Source organism: Pseudomonas sp. LJDD11 (assembly GCF_024584215.1).
Classification (GTDB): Bacteria; Pseudomonadota; Gammaproteobacteria; order Pseudomonadales; family Pseudomonadaceae; genus Aquipseudomonas.
The window spans coordinates 1-534 of the sequence record NZ_JANJFL010000140.1 but is presented as its reverse complement, the minus strand read 5'-3'; the positions used below and the strand labels follow the sequence as shown (position 1 = coordinate 534).

At 60.3% G+C, this 534-nt stretch carries 1 protein-coding gene; it reads left to right on the top strand.

What is annotated here, in order from left to right; translation table 11 throughout:
* The coding region (locus NRB16_RS29205) for a CBS domain-containing protein (RefSeq protein ID WP_257107611.1) at positions 1–340 on the top strand (340 nt) is incomplete at its 5' end.
* Positions 341–534: the final 194 nt, after the last annotated feature.

Here is a 534-nt window from a genome sequence, read left to right as displayed (position 1 = left end):
GGCAGACAAGAATATCGGGGCATTGCCGGTCATAGCGGGCGGTGTGGGTGTCGGGGTGGTCAGCGAGCGTGACTACGCGCGCAAGATGGTTCTGAAGGGACGCTCGTCTGTCGGTACGCCGGTCAGCGCCATCATGAGCAGCAAGGTGATTACGGTCGATTCACAGCAGAGTGTGGAAACCTGCATGAACATCATGACCGACAACCACCTGCGTCACCTGCCGGTGGTAGAAGGTGGGCAATTGCTGGGGCTGCTGTCCATTGGCGACCTGGTCAAGGAAGCCATCTCGGAACAGGCCAGCCTCATCCAGCAACTGGAGCAGTACATTCGCGGGGATTGAGTTTCAGCATGCACAACGAGTGGGGCTGACAGCGCAGCTCCACTCTTGTTGCGACTTCAATCATCCAGTGTCTTGCCCTGGGCGCCGGCCTTGCCGGGCTTCGCAGCCTTTTCGACAGGAGGCTTGGCTTCAGGCTCCGGTGGCGGTGCGGCAGGTTCACGCTGGCCCATCGGCATCTGATCGGTCGTGGTGTA